Annotated in this window: 20 protein-coding genes and 2 pseudogenes; 15 read left to right on the top strand and 7 right to left on the bottom strand. The window is 60.2% G+C overall.

The features are described 5' to 3' along the window. Positions 1-3 precede the first annotated feature (3 nt). The 7 genes from ABIB95_RS43125 (at position 4) to ABIB95_RS43090 (ending at position 6,218) form a co-directional block, all read left to right on the top strand. Positions 4-1,248, top strand: coding sequence for a cation:proton antiporter (locus tag ABIB95_RS43125; RefSeq protein WP_354116285.1), 1,245 nt, complete (start codon positions 4-6; stop codon positions 1,246-1,248). A gap of 190 nt (positions 1,249-1,438) precedes the next feature. Then, entirely contained in the window at positions 1,439-1,810 is a 372-nt protein-coding gene (locus ABIB95_RS43120) for a DUF1622 domain-containing protein (protein ID WP_354122172.1), read from the top strand. A gap of 276 nt (positions 1,811-2,086) precedes the next feature. Further along, positions 2,087-2,500 carry a hypothetical protein gene (locus ABIB95_RS43115; RefSeq protein ID WP_354116283.1) on the top strand — a complete coding sequence of 138 codons (414 nt, stop codon included), beginning with the start codon at positions 2,087-2,089 and terminating at the stop codon, positions 2,498-2,500. 637 nt (positions 2,501-3,137) lie between these two features. After that, positions 3,138-3,623, top strand: a complete 486-nt coding sequence (locus tag ABIB95_RS43110; RefSeq protein ID WP_354116282.1) for a cupin domain-containing protein — start codon at positions 3,138-3,140, stop codon at positions 3,621-3,623. A gap of 112 nt (positions 3,624-3,735) precedes the next feature. Continuing rightward, a complete protein-coding gene (locus ABIB95_RS43105; protein ID WP_354122173.1) occupies positions 3,736-4,185 on the top strand; it encodes a cupin domain-containing protein in 450 nt (149 codons plus the stop codon). Positions 4,186-4,269: 84 nt separating this feature from the next. Next, positions 4,270-5,097 carry a hypothetical protein gene (locus tag ABIB95_RS43100; protein WP_354116280.1) on the top strand — a complete coding sequence of 276 codons (828 nt, stop codon included), beginning with the start codon at positions 4,270-4,272 and terminating at the stop codon, positions 5,095-5,097. A 620-nt stretch (positions 5,098-5,717) separates the two neighbouring features. After that, positions 5,718-6,218, top strand: coding sequence for a hypothetical protein (locus tag ABIB95_RS43090; RefSeq protein ID WP_354116278.1), 501 nt, complete (start codon positions 5,718-5,720; stop codon positions 6,216-6,218). A gap of 468 nt (positions 6,219-6,686) precedes the next feature. Here ABIB95_RS43090 and ABIB95_RS43085 read toward each other — a convergent pair whose 3' ends face one another. Further along, on the bottom strand, positions 6,687-7,928 hold the full coding sequence (locus ABIB95_RS43085) for a complex I NDUFA9 subunit family protein (protein WP_354116277.1): 1,242 nt from the start codon (positions 7,926-7,928) through the stop codon (positions 6,687-6,689). Between the two features lie 283 nt (positions 7,929-8,211). Next, entirely contained in the window at positions 8,212-8,391 is a 180-nt protein-coding gene (tnpB, locus tag ABIB95_RS43080) for an IS66 family insertion sequence element accessory protein TnpB (protein WP_354116330.1), read from the bottom strand. Positions 8,392-9,233: 842 nt separating this feature from the next. On the opposite strand from tnpB, the gene ABIB95_RS43075 reads away from it, so the two are divergent. From ABIB95_RS43075 to ABIB95_RS43055, 5 genes and pseudogenes are all read left to right on the top strand, one after another. After that, positions 9,234-9,545, top strand: coding sequence for a hypothetical protein (locus tag ABIB95_RS43075; protein ID WP_354116276.1), 312 nt, complete (start codon positions 9,234-9,236; stop codon positions 9,543-9,545). Between the two features lie 37 nt (positions 9,546-9,582). Next, the gene (locus ABIB95_RS43070; RefSeq protein ID WP_354116275.1) at positions 9,583-9,912 is read left to right on the top strand and encodes a hypothetical protein; all 330 of its coding nucleotides are present in this window, start codon (positions 9,583-9,585) and stop codon (positions 9,910-9,912) included. Next, positions 9,852-10,076 (top strand): annotated as a pseudogene (locus ABIB95_RS43065) (transposase); the annotation flags it as partial. The gene ABIB95_RS43070 and the pseudogene ABIB95_RS43065, both read left to right, overlap by 61 nt. A 70-nt stretch (positions 10,077-10,146) precedes the next feature. Beyond that, positions 10,147-10,281: a hypothetical protein gene (locus tag ABIB95_RS43060; RefSeq protein WP_354116332.1), complete on the top strand. Its 135-nt coding sequence runs from the start codon at positions 10,147-10,149 to the stop codon at positions 10,279-10,281. 225 nt (positions 10,282-10,506) lie between these two features. Continuing rightward, entirely contained in the window at positions 10,507-10,929 is a 423-nt protein-coding gene (locus tag ABIB95_RS43055; RefSeq protein ID WP_354116274.1) for an IS110 family transposase, read from the top strand. On the opposite strand, the pseudogene ABIB95_RS43050 reads toward ABIB95_RS43055, so the two are convergent. Continuing rightward, positions 10,913-11,431 (bottom strand): annotated as a pseudogene (locus ABIB95_RS43050) (ATP-dependent DNA ligase); the annotation flags it as partial. The gene ABIB95_RS43055 and the pseudogene ABIB95_RS43050 sit on opposite strands and share 17 nt — an antisense overlap. 147 nt (positions 11,432-11,578) lie before the next feature. Between ABIB95_RS43050 and ABIB95_RS43045 the strand changes: the two are divergent. The 3 genes from ABIB95_RS43045 to ABIB95_RS43035 all read left to right on the top strand — a co-directional run bounded on the left by ABIB95_RS43045 (position 11,579) and on the right by ABIB95_RS43035 (position 13,498). Beyond that, positions 11,579-12,193: a cell envelope biogenesis protein TolA gene (locus ABIB95_RS43045; RefSeq protein ID WP_354116273.1), complete on the top strand. Its 615-nt coding sequence runs from the start codon at positions 11,579-11,581 to the stop codon at positions 12,191-12,193. A 397-nt stretch (positions 12,194-12,590) separates the two neighbouring features. Further along, positions 12,591-12,899, top strand: a complete 309-nt coding sequence (locus tag ABIB95_RS43040) for a DODA-type extradiol aromatic ring-opening family dioxygenase (protein ID WP_354122826.1) — start codon at positions 12,591-12,593, stop codon at positions 12,897-12,899. Positions 12,900-12,982: 83 nt separating this feature from the next. Continuing rightward, positions 12,983-13,498 carry an MFS transporter gene (locus ABIB95_RS43035; RefSeq protein WP_354116748.1) on the top strand — a complete coding sequence of 172 codons (516 nt, stop codon included), beginning with the start codon at positions 12,983-12,985 and terminating at the stop codon, positions 13,496-13,498. Between the two features lie 41 nt (positions 13,499-13,539). On the opposite strand, the gene ABIB95_RS43030 is transcribed toward ABIB95_RS43035, so the two are convergent. Genes ABIB95_RS43030 through ABIB95_RS43015 form a run of 4 tightly spaced genes read right to left on the bottom strand, consistent with a single transcriptional unit; the run spans position 13,540 to position 17,533 of the window. Continuing rightward, positions 13,540-14,745 (bottom strand): M24 family metallopeptidase, encoded by a 1,206-nt coding sequence (locus tag ABIB95_RS43030; RefSeq protein ID WP_247342200.1) that lies wholly within the window; start codon positions 14,743-14,745, stop codon positions 13,540-13,542. Between the two features lies 1 nt (position 14,746). Continuing rightward, positions 14,747-15,712 carry a D-2-hydroxyacid dehydrogenase gene (locus ABIB95_RS43025; RefSeq protein WP_354116749.1) on the bottom strand — a complete coding sequence of 322 codons (966 nt, stop codon included), beginning with the start codon at positions 15,710-15,712 and terminating at the stop codon, positions 14,747-14,749. A gap of 4 nt (positions 15,713-15,716) precedes the next feature. Further along, a complete protein-coding gene (locus ABIB95_RS43020; RefSeq protein ID WP_354122175.1) occupies positions 15,717-17,021 on the bottom strand; it encodes a TRAP transporter large permease in 1,305 nt (434 codons plus the stop codon). Beyond that, complete coding sequence (locus ABIB95_RS43015; protein WP_354116751.1) at positions 17,018-17,533, bottom strand: TRAP transporter small permease; 516 nt, start codon at positions 17,531-17,533, stop codon at positions 17,018-17,020. Before ABIB95_RS43015 ends, ABIB95_RS43020 begins: the two co-directional genes overlap by 4 nt. Position 17,534: the final 1 nt, after the last annotated feature.

Genomic DNA, 17,534 nt, shown 5'->3' with positions numbered 1-17,534 from the left:
AATATGACGGGCATGATCGACGCGATGAGATCGCACGTCCTGGCGCTGCCGGATCTGGCAAAGTTCGCGATCGTTGTCGCGGCCATCGTCGGCGTTCCGGGGCTGGCGGCCCGCATCAGACTTCCGCCGATGGTCGGCCTGCTGCTTTTCGGGGTCGCTTTGGGGCCGCACGTGCTCGGCTTCTTCGGTGAGCACCGGCCGATAGCGAACTTCTTTGCCGAGTTGGGCAAGCTGTTGCTGATGTTTTCCGCCGGGCTCGAGATCGACATTGCCCTCTTCCGCAAGGCTCAGGCCCGGTCGATCACCTTCGGGCTTCTTACCACCAGCGTGCCACTGCTTTTCGGCACTTTGCTGGGCCTCGGTTTTGGCTATGCGCTCATTCCGGCGATCGTGGTCGGATCGCTGCTCGCATCCCACACGTTGCTGAGTGTACCAATAGTTCAGAGACTGGGTGTCATTCGGCTCGAACCGATCGTCGTGACAATCGGCGCCACAGTGCTGTCGGACACACTTTCATTGGTCGTGTTCGCGGTCTGCGTCTCGATGTATACAACCGGCTTCTCAGCGGAAGGGCTTGCCATCCAGCTCATCGAGATTGCCATCTTTGTGCCGCTGATCCTGATTGGGCTCAGTCGCGCCGGCGCCTGGGCATTGAGCAGCATGGGAAGTAACGAGGAAGCCCATTTTCTGGTGATGCTAGCCGTCATGGCGGTGGCAGGCGCGATCGCCGACTTCATAAACCTGCCGGGGATCGTCGGCGCGTTCCTGGCGGGACTGGCGGTCAACAGCGCGGTGCAGGTGGATCCGGCAAGGGTCAAACTGGAATTCTTTGGCAAAGCCTTGTTCATCCCGAGCTTCTTTGTCGTCACCGGTCTGGTGATCGATCCGGTCGTGTTCGCCACAGACATCGTCGACCATTTCCCTCTGGCCTTAGGACTCGTCGTCACTTTGCTCGCGGGAAAGTGGATCGCCGCGGCGGTTGGGGCTCGCCTATTCGGTTACACGCCGGCCGCAAGATCGACGATGTGGGCGCTAACTTTGCCGCAGGTGGCCGCAACCCTGGCCGCCGCGGTGGTCGCCTTCGACACGCGCAATGGGGCAGGGCAACGAATGCTGGACGACACAATGCTCAACGCGGTACTCGTGTTGATGCTGGCCACGTCCATTCTCGGGCCGGTGCTGACGGAACGCTTCGCGCCCGGCATGCTGGAGGACGGGGGGCGCGATAATCGACAGGCCGGCGCATGAGGAGCGCGCGCGGTTGTGAGTCTGATGATCTGAGGGCGGCTAAAAAGTCGCAATAAAATGAAAGACGACCGCACGGCCCGAACGCTGACGAAGGATATCGGCCTACGGTCGGAGCCGACGACTTGCTTGCGGCCATCCGGTGCTGGCCTGCTGGTCGAGAGGACGTTGAAGATGTTCCGAGGTGTTCGCGATGCATGAATGGCTCTCGGCAATCACCAATGGCACGGTGCTGGTAATCGATGCGGTGGTATTGGTCATCATCGCGATCGGGACGATCCAAGCCTTTGTCCAGGGTTTGCGGGTCATGCTCTTGCCATCTGCGACCGGACATGAAAGGCGAGACGTGTGGCTGCACTACGCGCGCTGGCTGGTCGCCGGCCTCACCTTCCAGCTCGCCGCCGATATCCTTGCGACCTCAATCGCTCCGAGCTGGGATGAGCTGGTGCGCCTCGCGATCGTCGCAGTGATTCGAACTTTGCTCAACTTCTTCCTCGAGAGAGATCTCTCCGAGGTTCGCAGACGGCAATTCGAGCCTGTAGACAGCAAGTCTACTTCCGAATGATGCAACGCTATAGCGGACCTCAGCGCTGTGGACCCAAGCCGATTCAGGACGACAAGCTTCAAGAGATTTCGTCGGTATGCTCGCCAACGCTAAATTTTGCTCCTTGGAGCCAGCAACTACGCTGAGGTGCACCCTAATTATTCTGACGAAAACCGGCCGGAGGCGCATAGCGCGCGCACAATGTTGACGGCAATTCTGAAACTGCCAAAAAACCTGACCCCACCCGTGAGCGGGAGGCCTGTACTGGGCCAGCAACTTCACCAGCGGGATTACAGTATGTCACTCTTCAAGGCTCTTCTTGAGCGACCGTTCGATCAGGCGATCACATCAAAATACACGGCAATGAACGGCTTTATCTATTTGGGGCTCGGAGCCCTTGTACTTATTTGGCCCGGAATGGTGCAGACCATCTTCAGGGATGCGGCTTTCGTCGGAAGCGAGGCTTCGCTTATCCGCGTAGTGGGTATGACCGTGATGGTCATTGGCTGGCTCTATCTGTTCGGTGGCCTCTCCGGCGGCAGACGGATCGTCGCCGCTGGCGTATTGGACAGAGTGGTGCTCGTTCCCTTGGTGCTCGTACCCTTGGCCATCGCAGGAGTTTTTCCTCACTTTCTGCTCGCGTTTGCAGTTCTCGACCCGACGCTCGGCATTGGCGCTTGGCTGCTTCTCAGTCGATCGGACCGCCCTTGATTTCACTCGACCGCTTTGATGGTGCCGCCGTGAGAGTGCCCGACTGCTTGGACAGCCCTGTTTACAAACCTGATGAAGAGCATGCGACAGCCCAAGTGCTGAACGCGAAGGAACGCATGGACCCCGCCTGGTGAATGCAAGTCGTGTTTTCGCGGCTCCAGAGTGGTGGTTGCAATCTCACCCTGCCAGATTGCCAGTCGCTACCTTCGTCGGTTTCTTTGTTGCTGTGGGGAAGCGGCGCTACCCTTCCATCTTGATATTGGCTGCGTTGGTACCTCAGTCCATCGCGGCGATGCCGGCTGACTGAATGCGTGTAAACTCCTCGGGAGAGTTGACGAAGTATTGATGCCGAGCGGTTTCAGACGGTTGATCACGTCCATTGAAATATAGCGTCTCTTGACGTCTGAGCGTGGAAGTCAGCAACCCTTGCACGTCGGCAACAGGTGTTTCCACGTACTCCAACACGTGTTCCCTGCGATGGTCCAACGCAATTCCGTTCCTTAGTGTCGGGCTGCGATCCAAACGCGGCCTTGGCGGGTTGCACGTTATTTTCAGTTGATCGCGACCGCACGATAGGGGTTCAGCTGAACGAATATTCAGTCCGGCGAGCGCCGATATTGCGGCCAGGAGATCAGATATGAGCGACCCGGCTCTGCCATCGTTCCGCTACCGCCTGGAACGGCAACCGCCGCATACTAGCTCTGGCGGTCTCGTACGGGGCGCATCTGTCCGGCAGTTCCCAGTTAGCCAGGGTATTGCCGGCGCCTCTATGCGCTTGCAACCCGGTTGCCTGCGCGAACTGCATTGGCACACGACTGCTGCCGAGTTGGGTTACGTCGTATCTGGCAACTGCCGTACCACTGTATTGAGCCCCGAAGGAGCGGCGACCGATACGTTCGGGCCGGGCGATGTTTGGTATTTCCCTCGCGGCTGGGGCCATTCCATCCAGGGGACTGGGCCAAGCGAGTGCCATTTCATTCTGATGTTCGACAACGGCGCCTTCTCTGAGGATCATACACTTAGCATCACTGATTGGTTAGCCCATACGTCGCCTGCCGTCGTCTCACAGAATCTCGGCCTCGGCATGGAGTGGGCGACCAAGCTTCCGAAGGGAGAGACTTAACTTTGCAGAGGGGGCCGTTCCCGATGACTCCTTCGCACGTGCTACGCCCCGGGCGAAGCCGACACTTTTAACGACGCACCGCTATCCGTTAGGCGCCCAGCAGCCGCGGCGCGTGCCCGGCGGCGGCGCGCAGTGGACGGCTACCGCGGATGAGTTTCCGATCTCGACAACATTGTCCGTCTCCGTGCTGGAGATCGAGCCGGGCGCCATGCGTGAGCTTCACTGGCATCCCCTCGCCGACGAGTGGCAATACTATCTTGAGGGTGCGGCTGAGATGGCTGTTTATTTAGGGATGGGTAACGCAGTAACCGAACAATTCGTGAGGGGTGACATCGGTTACGTGCCGATGGGCGCCGGACACTACATCCGCAATACCGGTAGCGGCATCTTGCGCTTGCTGCTCGGATTCAACAGCGGGCACTATCATTCCCACGACCTCAGCGCATGGGTAGCCTCGAATCCGCCGGATGTGCTGGCTGTCAATTTAGGCCTGCCACGAACGGTCGCCGAAGCGCTTCCTAAGGAGAGGCTCTTTATCGCACGACCCCCAGATGCACGATGACAAGCCGCTTATCCACGAGTCATGTGGGCTTTCGATGCATCAGGCGAAGAGCCTCCGACGCATCATAAACAGGAGAGTAACGCCATGCTTGACTGCATATTCACGGAAAAACCGTCTGGTACCCGAAACGCGCCGCGCAAGATGGCGGCCAAGAATCGCATCGGCTGGATGATCATCGCCATTGCGCTCTGCGCGCCGGGATCGGTGCTGGCCCAGACCGCGCCTTCGACGCCGGAGCACGTGCCGCTGCAGAAGACGATCGGCCAGGCCGGCCCGGACATCGTGCCGTCGTTGATCGTGATGAACGCCCGCGGCGCGAGCCTGCAGGGCGGGAAACTGACGCTGACCGGCGTCGCACCCAACTCGATCGTCTTCGCAGACCGCCCGGTGCGGGCGGCAGGGCACACACTTACGACGCACCTGCTGGCGGAGTGGGCGCCGAACAATGAAAGCGACGAAAGCTTCACCAAGAATCCGCCGAACGGCACTGTCTCGGTGTTCAGCATGGACGGGTCGAAAATCCACGATGCCGTCGTCACGCTGAAGACGGCGAAGCTTGAAGGCGACAAGCTGACCTTCGACGTGGATGTGCTGGAAGGTGAGCTGACAGGCGCCGATGGCGCGGCCGCACTCTTCATCGACCGATTCGGCTTCGGCGGCTTCCACGGCGGCGGCTTCCATGCCGGTGGCTTCCGAGGCGGCTACGCCCGTGTAGGAGACGTCAGAGTCGCGCGCGTCGGCGCTGTCGGCGTCGGGTACCATCCCTACGTCGCACGCGGTGCCTGGTATCGGGGAGCTCCCTATGCAGCTGCTGCGGTCGGCGGCGCTGCGCTCGGTGCGGCGGCGGTCGGTGCGGCGGCGGCGAACGTATATCCGTACTGCGGCTATTACCCCTACCCGCCTTGCTACTGAGGGGTGCTCGAACGATGTACACGGGCAGGAACATCGGGCGACAAAGCGAAGTGACTGCATTGGGAAAAGCTTTCCCGCTGGGTCAACGAAGAGCAATGGAGCACCCAAATGACATACATGACGCGAGAGTGTTCAATGCTAATTGCGGCCGCGCTGGGATTGATAGCTGCAGCGGCGCCCGCACTTTCCCAAAACGCTCCTCAGTGCGTAGTGTCAGGATCACCACCAGCGGGCTGGGGCTTTAACTCGATAGGCTATATCGAGATCGCTTCCGGCGGGAGTTGCCTATTTACCGTCAATATTACCGGCGAAATATTGAGTTCGAGCGTTTCGCAGAATCCGGCACACGGCACGCTGCGACAGCTCAATGTATCTTCTTTCGTATACACATCGCAGGCTGGATATAGAGGTACCGATACTTTCTCCGTTCAGGCGAGCGGCAAGAGTCCAACGAGTTCTGGCACGTCAGTAATCGCCGTCAACGCAACCCTGCAATAGCGTCTTGTTCTAACGCCCCATTAGGTAACGATCCGCTTCGTCCGGAGGCAAGTGTATTTGTCATATCCTGCCCCTGACTTCGGGGGAGGGTTGCGCTGGCTACGAATTTGAGGATGCATCTTATGAACAAGAGCACACTTCTCTGCGGCCTGACATGTTTTGGTCTGATGCTCACCGCGATGCCGCCAGTCGGCGTGGCAGCGGAAAAGTTTGAGTGCCCCCTCCCTGTCAAACCGACCACGCCTGCAAAGCTGCAGGAGATTCAGCGATTGCTTCCGGACGGCAATGCAATGGCCAATAGCGAGCGGCTCAGCGCGACTATCGGCACGCTGCGGCAGGGCGGCATGTCGAAAAGTCTGATCATTGACCATCTTGTTGGTGCCTACTGCCCCATGGTCGCGCAAGAAAGCTCGCTCACAGAAGCGGAAAAGAACGCGCATCTTCGGCGTTTCACCGGTCAGGTCACACAGCTGGTCTACAGCCTCGAAAGCGGCCTGGACATTATCATCAGTGTACCGCTCACACCTGACGTTGTCGCAGTACTCAACGAAACGGCCCGCAAACAAGGCCTTTCAGGCGCCGCCTGGATCGCCATGACCGTGGAGAATGCGCTCCAGCGGTAATTGCGGGCACGATTAGCATCAATATCAGGCCAGGGGCCTTCGGGTCACAGCAGGTGCTGCCAACATCGCGTACAAGGCTTTTTCACCTACCGCCGGCTCCTGTGGGAATCATGGGCCCATAGTAGGCGCCCCAGTGGCCCCACACATCGCGGCCCCCGTACCCGCTGAAATTGCCGTTCGGATTGCCATATTTCGGATGCGAGACGACGGGCGGCGCAACAACCCTATACTTGGGATGGGTCCTGACGTTCGACTCGTGACGAACTGTGTGGGCAAATGCGCAGGTGCTGGAGAGCACGAACGCAGAGGCTAGTGCCATTGCCGTAAGTTTCATGGTTGCCTCCTTTGTTGTTTAGATAAGAGGCAACCGCACCATCACCAGTAAAACCTTTGTGCTTTTTGGCTACTTGCCCTCGTATCAACCAAACTCCCATTTGTTCAAACCGAAGTGGGTTTGACTGAGTTTCCTCATTTGCTTTGCTTGAGCATCGCTTCGAGTTCTTCTTCGAGCGATCGCGGCGAAATGCCGAGCACGCGAAACCCCGGCAAGTTGTCCGACGCTGTGGTGTCGATCTGCATAAGTTCGACCTGATTGCGGGTGAGGGGTGGGTGTGGCAAGATTTCAGCGACGCCGGCAAGTACATCCCACAAGGCAAACGGCATCCGCATCAGCGCCGGCCGCAAACCTGCGGTACGGGCAATGGTCCGCAACAACTCCTCGTATGAATAGACACGCGGGCCGGCCAGTTCGTAGATAGGATACGGCTTTTTGCTCTGCCGCAGAACTTGTGTAATCGCCGCAGCAACGTCATCCGCGTACGCCGGCTGGAGCCTCGTCCTGCCGTCGCCGAATATCGGATAAGCCGGCAGGCCCCGAAGCAGCCTGAGAATTGTCGTGAGAAAGCGGTCGTCCGACGCAAACATCACCGCTGGGCGGATGATGACCGCGCCAGGGAATGCGGCCTGCACAGCTGCCTCGCCTTCGCCGCGACTGCGAATATAGGGCGAAGGCGAGGCCGCGTCGGCGCCGATTCCTGATAGGTGAACTAGCCGTTTGGCCCCGACCCGCCGCGCTACGCTCGCGATCCTAGCGGCCGTTTCGACGTGCACCGAATGGAATGTATCGCTTCCGTGCTCGACGTACAGGCTAATCGCGTTGACCACGCCATCGGCGCCCGCAACGGCGGCCTCTCCCGAGCGCTCGTCATGTGCGTCGGCGGCGATCTGTTTGACGTCGTCGCCCTCAGCCGGTCTAGGATGCAGTGAGGCGACGCGCACCGTGGCGCCGGACTCGCCCAAATAGCGCACGACGCGACGGCCAACAAAGCCAGTTCCCCCAAACACGGTTACGCAGCTCATTCGCCGATCGATCCAATGATCCTGGGCGACGCTCTTGATTGAGCCGTTAAGCGCCGTGCGGACTGCCTCAGCGGCCTCTGCCGGCGAACTACCTTTGTTGACATGATGCCCGATAACATCGATCAAAATTTGCGCCGCGGGGCCGACAGTCTGCCACTCTTTCATTGCTTCGTCGATCAGCGGCTCAGCTTCTGCGTGCAGCTTTTGCGCCTGTTCGATGATTGGCTGCGCTCTAATGAGAAGATCGATCAGCGCCTTGCTCGCCGGCAACGATTCCTCAAATTGCCTAAGTTGCGCATCGCTGAGTCCGGAAACGTGACCAATGAGGTCAATGAGCCAGTGCTTCAACATAGTCTACCTCGCCTGTGGCTTTACGCACGCGCTGAACGATGTGTTGCATGGTGCTGAACGCGAACGGCTTGGCATTCCCGTGTTTAAGCTCGCGCAGGACCATTGGTATCCCGCGTCTCGGAAGCTTCGCCAGGACTTCCTCGGCGTCGGCGTAAAACTTTACGCCATCTGCGTCCAAACGATGAGCAGTAATTGCGCCTGTCTTGTGTTCGATTCGGATAGTTGGTTTTGGTCCGCTTCGATACCTGTTCACTTGATATGGCCGGCAATTGTGTTTCGGCATTCATCCACGCCAAAACACAATGAGAGCGCCGGACTGCCTGAACAGCCCTGTGACCGATGCGCTTGGTGAACAGGCACAACCCGTGCCATCCCAAAACAGGATCTTCAGAAGCGAGGCATTCGTGCCGCGGAAGACGAACAGATGGCCCGAGAAGGGGTCCTTCTTCGAGTGTCCCTGGATCAGCGTGGCAAGTCCGTCGAGACCTTGCGCATGTCGGTATGGCCGAGCGCCAGGTGCACCTTCACGCCTGCCGGAACGACGATCATAATGCCTTCTCCTTCTCGGCGAGTTGCCGCTTCACCTCGGCCGGACTGCTGCCCGCTGGCGCAAAGACGCGCCGTCCATCCTCCAGTTCGATCGCATCGTCCCGTCCGGCGGCCGCACGAGATCGCGCAAGGCCGCGAACGCCGGCGCCTCATTCGTCGCGGCGTCGGCGAGCGCCACCGTTGCCAGTTGCGGCGCCTTTCGAGCGGTCAGCCCGAACTGGACCCGCCAGCGGAAGAGCAGGCTGGTGGCGATGCCATAGCGGCGGCGGCGTGCCTAACCGTCCGAACCTTGCACGACTTTTCGAAGATGTGTTCTCGTTCCATTTCGGGTTCTCTGCTGCTGTGGAGGATCTCCGATGGCGCCTCGTCGTTCCTGGGCGAAGGCTAACAACCCGTACTGGTCGAACCACGTTGTGACCTGGTAAGCGGCGCTGGTTCGATCGCCCGTCATCTCGTCGATATCGAGCCGCACATCCTCACGCGGCAAATGGTCGGGCAGCGGTTTGCCGTGGGAAGACTATTCGGCTTGTTGCTTCTCGACCTGCGGACGGCTCTCGTGTTCGCAGGCGAGATCGCCGTCGAGATCTTCAAGTTAGAGCGACATCTCGTCGGATCAATGCGCTCGGAACGGCGTCCTTCAAATCGGGCTTCGAGAAACCGGTGCACAGGGATAACACGGCCGTGGCCGAATCCGGAGCCTGGTGCAACGACTTGGGTGGTCGTTGGTACGGAAGAGAGCTCCGATGAATCTTTGCGTTGGCTTGGGCGTCACAAACCAATCTTTGCATTGTCGACAGCGAGGGCCTCACCGTTCGCGAGGTCAAGCTAGACACGGAGCCGGCGGCGATCCGCTCCGCTCTTGAGGGCTGCGCGGATCGCCTGGAGAAGGTGGGTGTCGAAGCGTCATCGCTTGGCATCTGGCTGTATCGCGAACTGCAACCAGCCGGGCTTCCTATCATTGTCGTCGAAGCTCGCCCTGTGCGCGTTTCACTTTCGGCGATGCGCAACAAAACCGACCGGAACGATGCCCGCGGCATTGCGCGCAGATCATGCGATCTGAGCTGGTAGCGCGCGGTCCACGTCAAGAATATCGAGATGCAGGAAGATGGGCACGCTGCTGGCCAACAGAAAGCTGCTCAAGCGCAAACTGATCGACATCGAAAACCACGTTCGTGGTGCGCTGCGGGCCTATGGATTGCCGATTGGCGCCGTCGGCCGGGGGCAATACGAAGGCCGGGTCATAGAGCTGCTCGAGCATTGCGATCCGATCTTGGTCGCCACAATCGAAGCCACGCTGCATGTGCGGCGGGCAATCTTCGTGGGCTACGAGAGATTGCACAGAGTGCTCCTGCAGGTGGTTCAGCACGATGCAGTTTGCCGTCGTTTGATGACGGTGCCTGGCGTCGGTCCCGTTGCTGCGCTTTTGTTCAAGTAGGTGTCGACGACCCCCGACGCATCACGCGATCTCGACCGGTTCGAGCGCTTTTTGGCCTGACGCCGAGGCGACACCAATCTGGAACGTCCATCGACTATGAAGGACGCATCAGTAAGCAGGGCGACGTTGCCGTGCGGGAGGCGCTGTGCGTGGCGGCTGCAAGCCTTCTGCTGCGGGGCAGGAAATGGTCGGTCTTGCGCGCGAGGGGGCCTGCGGATCGCCAAACGGTCGAGCATGTTGTGCGCGATCGTTGCGGTGGCGCGCAAGCTCGCAAGCATCCTGCATCGGATGTGGGCAAGCGAGACCGACTTCCACGTCGGCTTCGGTGCCAAGGTGACGCAGCGGCCGCGATTGAAGCCTGTGCAGTAATTGCTGCATCGGATCGCGAGGGATTAGCGCTGGCGTTGATGAAGCGAGAACAAAATATCCGAAAGATGTGCAGGACTCGGACGGTTACATGACGGCGTGACGGCGAGGATGACGGCTCTTCAAATCGGGCTCCGAGAAACCGGTGCACGGGGATAGCCCCCTGGTGGCCGAATCCGGAGCCTGGTGCAACGACTTAGGCTGTCGTTGTCACAAAGGAGAGCTCCGATGAAACTGTATGTTGGATTGGACGTCGGCCTTGAGGAAACCAGCCTTTGCATCGTCGATAGTGAGGGTCTCACGGTGCGCGAGGTGAAGATTAACACGGAGCCGGAGGCGATCCGCTTCGCTCTTGAAAGCTACGCGGATCGCCTCGATAGGGTCGGCGTCGAAGCGTCGTCGCTCGGCATCTGGTTGTACCGTGAACTTCAGCCGGCCGGGGTCCCGATCATTGTTGTCGAAGCGCGCCATATGCGTGTCTCGCTGTCGACGATGCGCAATAAGACGGACCGTAACGACGCCCGAGGCATTGCACAGATGATGCGCCTGGGCTGGTACCGCGCGGTCCATGTCAAGAATATCGAGATGCAGAAGATGCGCTCGTTACCGGGTGGTCCGACAATCACGAAGTCGCGGCGCGCTTCGCCATGACGCCTTCCAAACCCTTCCGCTCCGCCTCGGAGAAGAATTTGGTACCATCCCCTTTGCGGTGAGCGCTGAAGGCGACCAGCTTGTCGCGCGGTAGAATCGCCTTCAGCCGCTTCTTGCGTTCGAGGAGAGGCTGCCTGCGCAAGTCCACTGCGTTCTCAAATATGAGATCGAAAGCGCAATACAGGAGCTTCGCTTCATGGCGCAGCGCATTTTGGAGCAGCTGGAAATGCGAGACGCCGTCCTTTCCGATCGCGACGAGTTCACCATCGATCACGGCGTCGCCCTTCACGCCCTCCAGCGCTTTGGCGACCTCCATATAACTGCGGCTGATGATTTTGCCGTTGCGGCTGTAGAGCGCAACCTTGCCCCGCCGGATTTCTGCGATCATCCGGAAGCCGTCGTACTTGTCCCCGAAAACCCAGCCGGGGTCGTCGAACGGCGCGTCGGTGAGCGTAGCGAGCATCGGCTGCAGGCGCTTGGGCAGGGTCGACGTCCGGCTCATTCGCGGGCCAATCCTTCAGAACTCGTTGCGTAATGCATGGACGTCCTTCAAGGATTAAGGAACGCTCCACGGCCGCGCCATGTTCCGTCATGCGCCGGGACAATCCAATAGCGCGGGCGTTGATGATCGGGGAGGGCGGCGAAACAGATGGCGAGAAAACTCAAGACCTACCAGACTTCGCTGGGCTTCTTCGATCTGGCGATGGCCGCTCCCTCCATGAAAGCGGCTCTGGAAGCCTGGGGCGCAGACAGCAATCTCTTCCATCAGGGTGCGGCGAAGGAGAGCCACGATCCGGACGTCATCGCCGCCACCATGGCAAAGCCCGGCGTCGTTCTCAGGCGCCCGGTTGGCACCGACCGGCCTTTCAACGAACATGCCGAGCTGCCCACCGATCTTGGCGTCGGTGGACCAAGGAAAGCCGCCCGCAAGTCGAAAGGCCCAAAGGCGAAGAAGCGTTCGTCTCGCCCCGTCGACAAGGCTGCGGAGCGGAAGGCCGCTCTCGGCTACGAACGAGAGCAGTCGCGCGGCGAGCTTGAACGGGCGAAGGAAGAGGCCGCCAAGCAGAAGGAGCGTAAACGCCGTCAGCAGGCGATCGACAAGGCGCAGGCTGCGCTGGACAAGGCCGGGCAGGGGCGCGCCAAGCGGGCCATCACCATCCAATCCGAGATCGAGGCTCTTGAGAAGAGATTGCAAGCCGAAGAAGCCCGCTGGGATAAGGAGAAGGAGCGATTGGAAGCCGCGTTGCGGCGCGCACGGGGTTAGTTAACGGTTCTTAGTCGGCGGCACCCGCGAGCAGCGCCATCAACCCGCATTGGCCTATGGCGGAGCGGCTTACGCTCTGCTTCCGCTTCGGCGGTATAGCTGACGTGGCCGGACTTGCCGCTCCGTCGCTCGTGTAGCGATTGACCCAATGCAGAAGTCATCTACTCGACCCGACAAACGCCGTCCCCTGCTTCGGTATGACGTAGGCCAGCAATCGCGCCGCGGGTTGAAAGCGCGAATAGAGGGTGTGTGCAGGCCCTGCGTCACTGATGGTCATTCGTCGAACGGTTGATTGCTCCCCTCGATCAACGGTGTCATCGGCGCCTCACGAACATGTGTCCGGCAACACAGCATGGACGCGAAAATCACCATTGAAGTACGATCGTAATTTAATATTATGATCGTAATGGCATTAGGCGGAATTAGCCATGACATCGCCACGCCTCGAATGGGCATGGTGAACGAGGAGTTCGACCGCACTTTCCTCGGCCTGATGGAAGACGGCGATATCGACGGCACGATCTCGTACGCGACCGACTTCGTCCATACGGCGGGCAATGGCTGCGAAGAGATCCGCATGTGGATGGCGGCTATGGGCGCGGCCGGCGGCGCACCTTACCGGCGCACCTATTACAGGGCCGTCCACGATTGGTATACCGGCATCGGCACTGCTCGCCTCCGGTCAGATCAACATGCGCAAGGTTGATGGTTGGCAGACGCTCGCCACAAAACCCATCGATCAGCCGATTGACCTCGCCGCCTGAAACGATACCTTCATGTTCCCGGAGAATGCGCCACACTGAATTCCAACCGCATTCCGGACGGCACCTCGACGGTGGAGCAACCCCGGCACATGCGGCTGCAGTTCAGTCCGTCTTTGGTCTGTCGGTGCTGATCGGTCGGTTTCTGACCGGAGTGCTGCTGGACTATGTCGCGGCAAAGAAGCTGATGAGCATCGTCTGCGTCGGTGCGGCGGTTGCCTGCAGCCTTTATGCAATCGGATCCGCTTGGGGCGTTGGATTCATCTGCGCCATCCTGATTGGTGCGATCTATGGCGCCGAATTCGATGTGCTGAGCTATGTTGTAAAGCGCTTCTTTGGGCTCGCCATCTTTGGTCGCGTCTACGGGCTGATCTTCGCCGTGTTCCAGTTCGGAGCAGCACTCGGTGCAACTGTACTGCCGCTCAGTCGAACTTACCTCGGTGGCTACGCGCCCGGGCTCCTTGCCTACGCACTTGCGTTGGTTGCCAGCGCTGTTCTCTTCCTGCTGCTGTCGCCTCAGATGAACGCCAAGGAGAATCTGTGATGGAATGAGCCATCATGGAGTGATCCCAGCCGTCGACCCGGTCAGTCGACCTCGAAGATCTGTTTCTTCGTTTGATGAAGGCATTCGCCGACGCCGTTTTCCTCGATCACATAATTATCGCAAATCACCGCGAACAGAGAGGGGGTCTCATAGCCGGGGTGGACGGCGAGGCACATGCCCTGCCGCAGCTCCATATCGTCGTCCTGCCGGATGAGCGGCCGCTCCACCATGTCGTAGCCCTGGCCATGCGCATAAAGCCGCGTTTCCTGGGGCATGCCGTTTTGCTTCATATAGACGTTGTGCGCGGCGAAGATGTCCCTGACGGATACGCCGGGCTTCATGAGGCTGAGCGAGTAGGCCTGGGCGGCTTTGACGGCGGCGAACGCGTCGGTCAGCTCCGAGGTGGCCTTGCCCAGGACGATCGTTCGCGCAATTTCCGTATAGAAGCCACCAGGTCCGTTAATTTCGATCAACAGAGAGAGGTGGTCGCCTCTCTGAAGCGTCCGGCCCTGCATGTAGCGCGGGACGAAGGGCGACCGGGTTCCGAGCGGGGAGGAGCCGCCGAGGAAGATACCCTGCTCGCTGCCGAGGATCTGGCCCTTGCGCTGGGCGATAGAGGTGACGTCGATGTCCCGCAATCCCGGACGAATCTCCTTGAGAACTTCTGCGAAGACCTCGTCCTGCAGCCGGGCGGTACGCCGGATAAGCGCGATCTCCTCGTCGCTCTTGATGGCTTTGATGGCGTCGATATCAGCGGTGATGTCGACGAATGAGGTCGAGCCAAGCTGGTCCTTTAGCGCCGCGACGAATCCGTAAGGCAGCGCCCCGGGTGTGACGAGGCCGATGGTATGATGGCGGTGACGGCGGAGCGCATCGATCGTCAGCCGGGCATCATCAAGATCGGTATAACCGATCGACGTAAATGATGGCGTATGCAGCATCTCGCCGACGCCGCGGTGCAGTGTTTCGTCAGCCGCGAAGGCTCGCCGGGCATTCGACGGTCCCATCTCGACCAGGCTCATCGGGGCCTCCGCGTGGAAAACCACGGTGCGAGGATAGCCGTTGTTGGCGGGAAGGTCGGTGAACCATTTTACGTAGCCGCCCAGCCAGTCGTTGGTGTTTTGCATCACGATAGCGTCGATGTCGCGATCCTTCATGACGCGACGAACCTCGTTCCAGCGCCGCGTCAGTTCAGCTTGCGAAATGCGGGTCAGAATACGGCTGGCGGGATCTATCACGATGGTCATGTCAATGCACCTTTGCTGCGAGAGGTGAGCGATCGATCACGTTCGTCATCTGGTCGGTCCGGCCGGAGAGAAACGCGCGCATATTGCCGATAATCAGGGGCATCGCCATCTCTTGGTACTCGTGAAACAGGCCGCCAGTGTGCGGCGTGATGAAGACGTTGGGCAGAGCCCACAGCGGACTTTCGGCCGGCAACGGCTCGGTGGCGAAGACATCGAGGCCGGCGCCGGCGATCTTGCGATCGTGCAGAGCCTCGATGAGGGCGGCCTCGTCGACGGTTTCCCCGCGCCCGACATTGATGAAATGGGCGCGCGGATTCATCGACGCAAAGACGTCGCGACCGACCAGGTTTCGATTTGCTGGGTCGCCGGGCAGGACGTTGATGAGGTAGTGCGCCATTGCGGCGGCCTCCTTCAATTCGCCTTGGGATAGCACGCTATCGAATCCCTCTGCGTCGCGAGGCGTACGGCTGACGCCGACCACGCGCATGCCCAGTGCCTGCAGCAGCAAGCCGATCGCCGAACCGGCGACGCCGGTGCCGACGACGACCGCGGTCTTGCCGGCAAGCAGTGACCAGGGACGACGATCCCAGCGGCGGGCGGCCTTGTCGCTGGCCAATCCGAGGCTGTCACGGCCGACCGACAGCATCAGATGCAGGACGGTTTCCCGCATCGCCGGCCCGTGAATGCCGCGACCGCTCGTCAGGATCACCTCGGCAGACAGGGTTTTGCTGCGCAGGAAATGATCGACGCCGGTCGCCAACGATTGCACCCATTTCAATGCAGGCATCCGGGCAAACAGTGGATCCGTCACGTCCATGCCGAACGCAACCAGGATCTCCACCTTGCCATAGTCGACATGGGTATCGGCCGCCGATCGCGCCACCTGAACCTTCAGGTCTCGGAATTCACCGCGCAGACCGCCGGCATAGGCTTCGGCATGGGCTTCGAGAACAAGGACATTGGTCATGGGCTTAGCCGTACAGGAGTTTGGGAAGCCACAGCGCCAGGCCGGGAAACAGGAACAGAATGACAATGAGGACGAGCGGCGCGATCAGGAACGGAACGATGCCGCGGTAGATGCTCGTGATCCGGACATCGGGCGCCTGCGCCTGGATCACAAACAGGTTCATGCCGACCGGCGGATGAATCAGTCCGACTTCGACGACGATGACCACGAGGATGGAGAACCAGATCGGATCATAGCCGAATTTGACGACCAGCGGCAGGAATACCGGCACGGTGATCAGCACCATGCCGATTCCTTCCAGAAAGCATCCCATCACGATATAGGCGAGCACGATCATGGTCATCACGACCGGCGCCGAGAGGTTCAGGGCACTGGCGCCGTCTGCGAGCATGGTCGGAAACTGGGTTTGCACCATGAAGGATGAAAAAAGGTTGGCCCCGATGATGATCACGAACAGCATGCAGCTTGTCCGGATCGATGCCTCGATCGACTGCCACAGCGTCCTCCATGTCAGGCGGTGGGCGATGGCGCCGAGCACGATGCTGCCAAAGGCGCCGACCGCGGCGGCCTCGGTCGGACTGAAGATTCCGGCATAGATGCCGCCGATCGTGACGATGAACAGCAGGATGAACTGCCAAGGTCCGGCGAGCGCCTTGAGCCGTTCGCGCGTCGAGGCCCGCTTCTGGCGGGGTGCATAGTCCGGATAGACGAAAGCGATGCCGACCGCGACAGCCATATAGAGCGCCGTCAGCAACAGTCCCGGCAACAGAGCCGCCGCGAACAGCTTCGGGACCGATTGTTCGGCGATCGAGGCGTAAATCACGAGGATAATCGACGGCGGGATGAGTATCCCGATGCTGCCGCCCGCGGCCAGCGATCCCGTCGCCAGCCTGTCGTCATAGCCCGCCTTGCGCATTTCCGGCAGGGCAATCCGTGTCATGGTCGCGGCCGTGACGATCGACGAGCCGCACACGGCGCCAAAGCAGGCCGAGGCGGCGATGGTGGCAATCGCAAGGCCGCCGCGCACGCCGGAAAGCAGCAGGCGCGCCGCATTGAAGAGGTCGGCCGACAGCCGCGTGTTCGAGGCGACCTCGCCCAGCAGCACGAACAGCGGAATGACCGATAGCGTGTAGGCGGACGACACATCGAACGCCGACGTACCGGTCAGGGTCAACGCGCTTGGCAGCCCCGACAGGATGAAATTGCCGGCAAAGCCGACCAGCGCCAATGCCGCCCACACCGGAATGCGGATGAATAACAGCAGCAGCAGCGATGCAATGCCGATGGCGCCGATAATGCCTGGGCTCACTGTGGGCTCCGTAGCTGGCGCAGGGAAATGTGGACAAAGGCAGCCATGGCGCAGACGACGGTGCCGAAGAGTCCCGCCAGCGCGAAACCCCACAACACATAAAGCGGCATCCCCAGTTCAAGCTTGCGATCGCCGTACTGGAAAGCCTGCATCGCGGGCTGGCACATCCCCCAGACAAACAGCAACAGGCACATCACCGAGACGATATCGGCGATGACGGCCAGCACGCGCAGAATGCGCGGACTGACCAGCGAATCGATCACGTCGATCACGATGTTGCGCCGCGCCAGGAACACGCTCGATATGCCGTGAAAGACGTAGATCACGAGCATGCTCTCGACGAGATCGTAGGAGATTCGCAACGGCTTGTTGAAAGCGTAACGGAAAAATACATCGAGCACCGTCCCTGTCATCATGGTCAGAAGCGCGACCGCAGCGAGTCGAAGCTGCGCGGCCTGCAGCCGGTGAACGTTGGCCGGCGGTGCCGAAGGTGGGGATACCTGGTCCTTCATG

This window comes from Bradyrhizobium sp. LA2.1 (assembly GCF_040547725.1).
GTDB lineage: Bacteria > Pseudomonadota > Alphaproteobacteria > Rhizobiales > Xanthobacteraceae > Bradyrhizobium > Bradyrhizobium barranii.
This window is presented reverse-complemented; position numbering and strand designations above follow the sequence as displayed.

What these genes read in the sequence shown, in the direction of transcription:
- ABIB95_RS43125 (WP_354116285.1), top strand. Translation starts at nt 4, where the DNA reads ATGACGGGCATGATCGACGCGATGAGATCGCACGTCCTGGCGCTGCCG.
- ABIB95_RS43120 (WP_354122172.1), top strand. Translation starts at nt 1,439, where the DNA reads ATGCATGAATGGCTCTCGGCAATCACCAATGGCACGGTGCTGGTAATC.
- ABIB95_RS43115 (WP_354116283.1), top strand. Translation starts at nt 2,087, where the DNA reads ATGTCACTCTTCAAGGCTCTTCTTGAGCGACCGTTCGATCAGGCGATC.
- ABIB95_RS43110 (WP_354116282.1), top strand. Translation starts at nt 3,138, where the DNA reads ATGAGCGACCCGGCTCTGCCATCGTTCCGCTACCGCCTGGAACGGCAA.
- ABIB95_RS43100 (WP_354116280.1), top strand. Translation starts at nt 4,270, where the DNA reads ATGCTTGACTGCATATTCACGGAAAAACCGTCTGGTACCCGAAACGCG.
- ABIB95_RS43090 (WP_354116278.1), top strand. Translation starts at nt 5,718, where the DNA reads ATGAACAAGAGCACACTTCTCTGCGGCCTGACATGTTTTGGTCTGATG.
- ABIB95_RS43085 (WP_354116277.1), bottom strand. Translation starts at nt 7,928, where the DNA reads ATGTTGAAGCACTGGCTCATTGACCTCATTGGTCACGTTTCCGGACTC.
- ABIB95_RS43070 (WP_354116275.1), top strand. Translation starts at nt 9,583, where the DNA reads ATGGGCACGCTGCTGGCCAACAGAAAGCTGCTCAAGCGCAAACTGATC.
- ABIB95_RS43060 (WP_354116332.1), top strand. Translation starts at nt 10,147, where the DNA reads ATGTTGTGCGCGATCGTTGCGGTGGCGCGCAAGCTCGCAAGCATCCTG.
- ABIB95_RS43055 (WP_354116274.1), top strand. Translation starts at nt 10,507, where the DNA reads ATGAAACTGTATGTTGGATTGGACGTCGGCCTTGAGGAAACCAGCCTT.
- ABIB95_RS43045 (WP_354116273.1), top strand. Translation starts at nt 11,579, where the DNA reads ATGGCGAGAAAACTCAAGACCTACCAGACTTCGCTGGGCTTCTTCGAT.
- ABIB95_RS43040 (WP_354122826.1), top strand. Translation starts at nt 12,591, where the DNA reads ATGATCGTAATGGCATTAGGCGGAATTAGCCATGACATCGCCACGCCT.
- ABIB95_RS43035 (WP_354116748.1), top strand. Translation starts at nt 12,983, where the DNA reads ATGCGCCACACTGAATTCCAACCGCATTCCGGACGGCACCTCGACGGT.
- ABIB95_RS43030 (WP_247342200.1), bottom strand. Translation starts at nt 14,745, where the DNA reads ATGACCATCGTGATAGATCCCGCCAGCCGTATTCTGACCCGCATTTCG.
- ABIB95_RS43025 (WP_354116749.1), bottom strand. Translation starts at nt 15,712, where the DNA reads ATGACCAATGTCCTTGTTCTCGAAGCCCATGCCGAAGCCTATGCCGGC.
- ABIB95_RS43015 (WP_354116751.1), bottom strand. Translation starts at nt 17,533, where the DNA reads ATGAAGGACCAGGTATCCCCACCTTCGGCACCGCCGGCCAACGTTCAC.